The sequence below is a fragment of the Pseudomonas sp. TNT3 genome (assembly GCF_010095445.2).
Lineage (GTDB): Bacteria > Pseudomonadota > Gammaproteobacteria > Pseudomonadales > Pseudomonadaceae > Aquipseudomonas.
Map to the genome: position 1 here is coordinate 1 of NZ_WFGV02000112.1, position 6,096 is coordinate 6,096.

The 6,096-nt window shown below is 61.8% G+C and carries 6 protein-coding genes and 1 pseudogene; 4 read left to right on the top strand and 3 right to left on the bottom strand.

The genetic code is table 11. From position 1 onward, the window contains the following. Window positions 1–28: 28 nt before the first annotated feature. The 3 genes and pseudogenes from GBC55_RS29385 to GBC55_RS29395 all read right to left on the bottom strand — a co-directional run. Window positions 29–244 (bottom strand): annotated as a pseudogene (locus tag GBC55_RS29385) (MauE/DoxX family redox-associated membrane protein); the annotation flags it as partial. 12 nt (window positions 245–256) lie between these two features. Beyond that, a complete protein-coding gene (locus tag GBC55_RS29390; protein WP_162441141.1) occupies window positions 257–1,405 on the bottom strand; it encodes an amine dehydrogenase large subunit in 1,149 nt (382 codons plus the stop codon). Window positions 1,406–1,900: 495 nt separating this feature from the next. Next, complete coding sequence (locus GBC55_RS29395) at window positions 1,901–3,379, bottom strand: ATP-binding protein (protein WP_162441142.1); 1,479 nt, start codon at window positions 3,377–3,379, stop codon at window positions 1,901–1,903. A gap of 354 nt (window positions 3,380–3,733) precedes the next feature. Between GBC55_RS29395 and GBC55_RS29400 the strand changes: the two genes are divergently transcribed. The 4 genes from GBC55_RS29400 to GBC55_RS29415 form a co-directional block, all read left to right on the top strand. After that, the gene (locus tag GBC55_RS29400) at window positions 3,734–4,897 is read left to right on the top strand and encodes an acyl-CoA dehydrogenase family protein (RefSeq protein ID WP_162441143.1); all 1,164 of its coding nucleotides are present in this window, start codon (window positions 3,734–3,736) and stop codon (window positions 4,895–4,897) included. Between the two features lie 25 nt (window positions 4,898–4,922). After that, entirely contained in the window at window positions 4,923–5,294 is a 372-nt protein-coding gene (locus tag GBC55_RS29405; RefSeq protein ID WP_162441144.1) for a hypothetical protein, read from the top strand. Window positions 5,295–5,297: 3 nt separating this feature from the next. Further along, a complete protein-coding gene (locus tag GBC55_RS29410) occupies window positions 5,298–5,768 on the top strand; it encodes a nuclear transport factor 2 family protein (RefSeq protein WP_162441145.1) in 471 nt (156 codons plus the stop codon). Beyond that, window positions 5,765–6,096, top strand: a 332-nt coding sequence (locus GBC55_RS29415) for an amidase family protein (RefSeq protein WP_247267066.1), incomplete at its 3' end; no start/stop codon positions are given. The genes GBC55_RS29410 and GBC55_RS29415, both read left to right, overlap by 4 nt.

Genomic DNA, 6,096 nt, shown 5'->3' on the forward strand with positions numbered 1-6,096 from the left:
GTTAAAGTTACGCTGATCAAAAGCATGACCGGCTGACCGGCACCAGCAGCGCGAAGGCGATTGCCAGTTCAACCACCGGAATCACCCGAGCGCTCGGACGCACCAGCGCCTCGGGCAACAGCTGATAGTCCGCCAGCTGTTTGGCAAAACGTGCCGGCGCACGCAACTTGTGGGTCGCGGCGCTGGCCAGCAACACCGCGATGGCGAGTGCGCTGGCAATGATGAAGATCGGATCGATGTGCATGGCCGAACCTCGTTAGTAGCTCATGACCTGAGTCGCCGTCTTCGCGACTTTTGGCATGCTGCCAGTGAGCGTGTTGGATGTGAGGTCGAAGATCTGCAAGCCGCCTTCAACGTCGGCACCGAGCAACAGCGGTTTGTCGTCGCCGGTCGCCTGCATGCTCCACACCGGAACCGGGGCTTGCAGGGTCGCCACTTTTTTCCGGGTGTTCAGATCGAAGACCCAGATCAGCGGGCTGGGGTCTTCCCACTTCATCGGTTCATGGGCGTCGTGCATCAGCACGTACAAGCGGTTGAGTTTTGGAGCGACTGCCATCAACTGCCAGCCTCCCGGTGCCCAGCCGGCTTTCTTTTCTTCATCGTTGGTCAGCGACCAGGACGGCAGGATCTTCGGCGCGTCGCCGGCGAAATCCACCGGGCGGACGGTGCCGGTCGTGGTGGTGAAGTAGTAGGTGTCGCCGACGTTGACGGCGCGCTCTACCAGCTTCTCCGCATTGGGGTCGAAGAACGGCGTGCGGCTGCGCGCGGTTTCCAGGCCCTGATCATTCAACGTGACCAGCTGCAAACTGCCGTCGCCGCACAACGAGGCGAAGCGGCGGTTACCAACCGGGTAGTTGAGGACGCAACCGGGGATGGCGATTTCCGAGGTCACTGCCTTGGTCTGGGTGTCGACCACGGTGACCGAGGTCGATGGGGTGAAGTTGTAGACGTAGACGAAGCGGTCATCGCTGCTGGTCTTCAGCCCGTAACGCTGGGTCAGCGACTCGGCGCGCTTGGTCGGAATCAACAACTCCCAGGCGGGCGAGAGGGTCGAGCTGTCCCAGGCGGTCAGCACGTCGGTGCGTGTTCCACGGGTGCCACGGGAGTAGAAGATGTCGGCGCTGTAGAGGGTTTTCTGATCGTGGCTGAGCGTCGAGGGCGCCGCAAAACCGGTCGGGACCATGCCAAGGATGCGTTTTTTGTCGGGGTCGACCACGGTGACACGGCCGACCACGAAACTTTCGAATTCGACATCGACGACAAAGGCCCGGTGGGCTTGCGGCGGAAATGGCAACACAGTCTGGCCGATCGTGTCAGCGGGCAAATCCGCGCTGGCATTGTTCAAACCGAGTACGAGCAGGCTGATACTCAGCGCTGACTGTACGGTGATCCTGGTGGCTCGCATTAGGGGGAACTCCCTGAATTATTGTTCACGCGAATCGCGGGTGCAGAGGCAGATTTTTGCAGTTCGATTCTGCCCTGCCGGGGAAACGGGAGAATTGCTGTGGCTGCCAAGTGGTTGTGTGTCTGTGCCAGTCTTCAGGGCCGCCTTTCGCCGAGCCGAAATTGCACCGACTTCGCGAGCTCGCCACAGGATGGTGGTTGGATGGGAGAATGCCGGGGGCTGCTTCGCAGCCGAGCGGGAGTAAACTCCCTCGCCACGGGATGGTGGTTGGCAGAGGGATTGGGTTGTGGTTGGTTTTATGGAATCACTGTCACAGCGGGCCATTCCAGCGCCTGCACTCCTCGTGGCGAGGGAGCTTGCTCCCGCTCGGCTGCGCAGCAGTCGCAAAACCGGCGGGTACGGTGTGGCTGGAAGAATGCCGGGGGCTGCTTTGCAGCCCAGCGGGAGCGAGCTCCCTCGCCACATGGGCAGTGCAGGGTGAAAGGTGGGGGTGCGTCAGGGAGTGGCGAGGGGAAGGGAGAAGGTGAATACCGCTCCGCAAGGTGTCAGGTTCTGTGCCCAGATGTCGCCGCGGTGGCGCCCGATGATGTTTTTGCACAGCGCCAATCCAATGCCATTGCCACTGACCTTGGACGAGAAAAACCCGTCGAACAGCTTTTCCTGCGCCTCGGCCTGGATGCCCCGGCCGCTGTCTTCGATGCGCACCAATGCTACGTCATTACCCTGGCTGGCATGGATGCGCAGCAGGCGGCGCTCGACGGGCAGGTCGCTCATTTCTTCAATCGCATTAAACGCCAGGTTCAATATCACCTGGCCGATCAACACTTTCTCGCAACTCACCCACAGCGACGTGTCGCTGGTGACAATCTCCACCCGGACGGCACTCGGGTCCGCCCGCAAGCTGATGAAGTAGCGGGTCTCGCGTAACAGCTCATTGAGGTCGATCCGCTCTTCGCTTTGCTCCAGTTTCACCACGTAATCGCGCACGCTTTTGATGATCAGCGACGCATGCTCGATCTGCCTGACGGCGTTTTGCAAACCCCAGGCCACGCCCTGGTCGCCGGATTGATCCTTGCCCAGCCGAATCACCGCGCCCTCGATGAAATTGCGGGTAGCCGCCAGTGGCTGACTCAGCTCGTGGGCGATGGCCACGGCCATTTCACCCATGGCGTTATAGCGGGCCAGGTACTCGAGTTTTTGCTCGCTCACCCGCCGGGCCTCTTCAGCGCGTACCTGTTCGGTGACGTCGCGAAACAGCAGCAGGTGGCCCACCAGATCGTCTTCAATCTCGATAAAACGGCACGTTGCCTCGTGCCAGCGCCATTCACCGTCGCGCCGTTGCACGTGGTAATGCACGCTGAACGGCGCGTGCTCCGGCGTTTCGCTGGCCAGTTGCGCGAGCAGGCGTTGATGCGAGACATCGTCACACCAGTCGAGGAAGTTCTTGCCGATCAACTGGTGCTCTTCGCCCTTGAGCAGGTGCGCGCCGGAGTCGCTGATAAAACGGATATCACCCTGCGGACCGAGCACGGCAACGCCTTCGGCCAGGTCCTGCATGAACGCCTTCAGCCGGCTTTCGAAGCGCTTGAGATCGCGCTTGACCTTGTCTTCCCTGGAAATATCGCGGAACTGCACCATCAACACATCGCGCCCGTCCAGGTGGACCAGGGTCGCGACCGCCTCGGAAAGAATCTCCACCCCTTGCTTGGACCGATAACACCATTCAATGGCGCGCTGGCCGGTGCGTGCGGCGCCTTCCAGCCAGCGTAAGCCCACCGAGCGCCGGTACTTGGGCGCATCACGGGTCATGTCCGGCGCTTTGAGCGGCGTCAGTTCTTCCAGGGTGAAACCCAGCGCGTTCAAGGCGGCGGTGTTCGCCCACAGAATCTCCTTGTTGTGGGCATCGTGAAGAATGATGCACAGCGGCATGGCTTCGATGAGGGTGTAGAAATCATTCGGTTTTGGCAGGTACATCGCGCGGCCCTTGGAGGCGGAAGGTTCCACTACGGGTGAACGTGGAAGTATGGCTTTTTATACCGGCTTGCGCGTGGGGATGCGCTCAGAGGTTATCGGGGGAGGGCTAGGGGATTTCTTTAGCCGGGGGGTGACACGCACCAATAGTGGCGGCCCAAGGTCGTTTTTACACTGAGCCTCAATGCAAGGGCAGCGACCCCCGACCTTGTAGGAGCGAGCTTGCTCGCGATGGACGTTAACGATAACGCGCTCTGTCTGAATGACCGCGTTGTGCACACGCTTTTCGCGAGCAAGCTCGCTCCTACAGGAGGCGGGTCATTGCCACTAACAATAATCAAAACGGAGAACTAGCCCATGCTGCGTGCAGCTGTCGCCCAGAAAGACCCGCGGCCAGGTGTCGATGAGAGCCTCGTCGACGCTCATGCCTTCGAGCAGGTGCTAGAGGAAGTGCGCCAGCGTCGGGATGAATTCGACGCCGGCTCCCATGTGCCACGGGACATGATCGAGCGCTTCAAGCAGGTCGGCATCTACCGTGCAGCCACGCCCAAATGCTTCGGTGGCGACGCGTTGGCGCCGGCGCTTTTCCTTAAGATGATCGAACGCATCTCCGAAGCCGACGGTTCGGCGGGCTGGGTGGCCAGCTTCGGCAGCGCCGGTGTCTACCTCGCCGCTTTGCCGCGGGAAACCCTGGCGGAACTCTACGCAGAAAGCCCGGACCTGGTGTTCGCCGGCGGGCTGTTTCCCTTGCAACCGGCCGAAGCGGTCGAAGGTGGCTGGCAGGTCAATGGCACCTGGAAATTCGCCAGCGGCTGTAAAGGCGCTGACCTGCTGGGGGTTGGCATCGGTGCCGCTGGCGGCAAGCCTCGCACCGCCGTATTCCGCCCGGAGCAGGTCGAGATCGTCGAAAACTGGGAGGTGGTTGGTCTCAAAGGCACCGGCAGTCACGACTTGCGCGTCAGTGATAAACGCATCGATGAACGCTGGACCTTCATCCGTGGCGGTGCCGCAACCATCGACGAACCGCTGTTCCGCTACCCCTCCATTGCCTACGCCGCGCAAGTGCTGGCGGTGGTGAACCTCGGCCTGGCCCGTGCGGCGCTGGACGAAATCAGCCGCATGGCGGGCGGCAGCGGCATCACCGGCGCGCCGAAATTGTCGGACCGCGCTTATGTGCGCATCGAAATCGCCAAGGCCGAAGCGCAACTGGCTGCCGCACGCAGCTTTTTCTACGGCGCCACCGAACAGGTGTGGAACTCGATCGTCGCCGGCAACCCGGTCACGCCTGAACAGACCAGCCTGTTGCGCCTGTCCGCGATTCACGTGTCCCAGGCCGGTGCGCGAGTGGTGCAAAGCGCTTACAGCCTGGCCGGCACCACCGCCATTTACCTGCGCCATCCACTTCAGCGCTACCTGCGCGATTCGATGGTGGTCACCCAACACGCCTTTCTCAGCGAAGGCCTGTACGACGGCGCCGGTTCGGTGTTCCTCGGCGTACCGCCGTTCCCTGGCTACATCTGAATTTTCCATTCAAGGATAAACACCCATGTCCCAGACCACCCAAGAACCGTTGCGCGTCGTTTTTTGCATCGGCATCACCCAGAACTTTTTTGACCTGCCCACCGGCGAAGGCCTGAGCGTGTGGAAGGGCTTCAGCCAGATGATGGGCGATCTCGGCGCCATGCCGGGCATCACCGTGCTCGGCGCCATGGACGATGACCGCCTGATGGTGGGTCCGTCCACGACGTCGCCCTGGACCGTCTACATCATGGCCGACGTCGACTGCCACCAAACGGTGATCGACGCCTGCAACCTGTTCCGCACCACGCCGGTGAACGAGTACAGCCTGTGGCGCTATGCCAAGGTCGAAGCGCGTATCGGTCGCCCATTGACCATCCCTGAAGCAGCCCGGGTCTGAGCCATGAACGAGGCCTTGCTGCAGCGTCTCGAGACGCTCGAAGGGGAAAGCCAGGTGCGCCGGTTGATGGCGCGCTACATGGACCTGTGCGATGTGCCGAGGGCCGAGACCCAGGTTCATGAACTGGCGCAATTGTTCACCGTTGACGCGATCTGGGAAGGCGTCGGCAGCCAGACTGCACAGACCTTCGGCCAACACCGGGGGCGCGACGCCGTGGCCGCGTTTGTCGGGGGTTACCTGCCACCGTCGGATCACTTCCGGTTGAATCTGCATTACCTCACCAGCGAGTCGATTGTGGTCGACGGCAGCGGGGCGCAAGGGCAGTGGATCATGCAGCAGATCTCCACCTATGGCGATGGTCGCAACGAGTTGTTCGGCACGCGCTTGAACATCGATTTTCGTCGCGTCGACGGTGTCTGGCTGATTGCGCATTTCCGCACGCAACGCCTGTTCAATACGGAGCTGGGCGCATGAGCATCTTTATCAGCGAATTCCTCCTCGGTGGCAGCGGCAAGCGCGTCGCCATCAAGGATTCCATCGACATTGCCGGCCACGCCACCCAATCCGGCAGCCGGGCCTTTGCCCACGCGTTGCCGGCCCTGCGCAACGCTGAGGTGGTCGATGCGATCCTCGCGGCGGGTTGGCAAATCGTCGGCAAGACCAACCTGCACGAACTGGCGTTTGGCGTCACCGGCATCAACGACTTGACCGGCACACCGATCAATCCGCAGGCGCCGGACCGGGTGCCTGGCGGTTCGTCCAGCGGTTCGGCTGCCGCTGTTGCCGCGGGGTTGGCGGACAT

What these genes read in the sequence shown, in the direction of transcription:
- GBC55_RS29390 (WP_162441141.1), bottom strand. Translation starts at nt 1,405, where the DNA reads ATGCGAGCCACCAGGATCACCGTACAGTCAGCGCTGAGTATCAGCCTG.
- GBC55_RS29395 (WP_162441142.1), bottom strand. Translation starts at nt 3,379, where the DNA reads ATGTACCTGCCAAAACCGAATGATTTCTACACCCTCATCGAAGCCATG.
- GBC55_RS29400 (WP_162441143.1), top strand. Translation starts at nt 3,734, where the DNA reads ATGCTGCGTGCAGCTGTCGCCCAGAAAGACCCGCGGCCAGGTGTCGAT.
- GBC55_RS29405 (WP_162441144.1), top strand. Translation starts at nt 4,923, where the DNA reads ATGTCCCAGACCACCCAAGAACCGTTGCGCGTCGTTTTTTGCATCGGC.
- GBC55_RS29410 (WP_162441145.1), top strand. Translation starts at nt 5,298, where the DNA reads ATGAACGAGGCCTTGCTGCAGCGTCTCGAGACGCTCGAAGGGGAAAGC.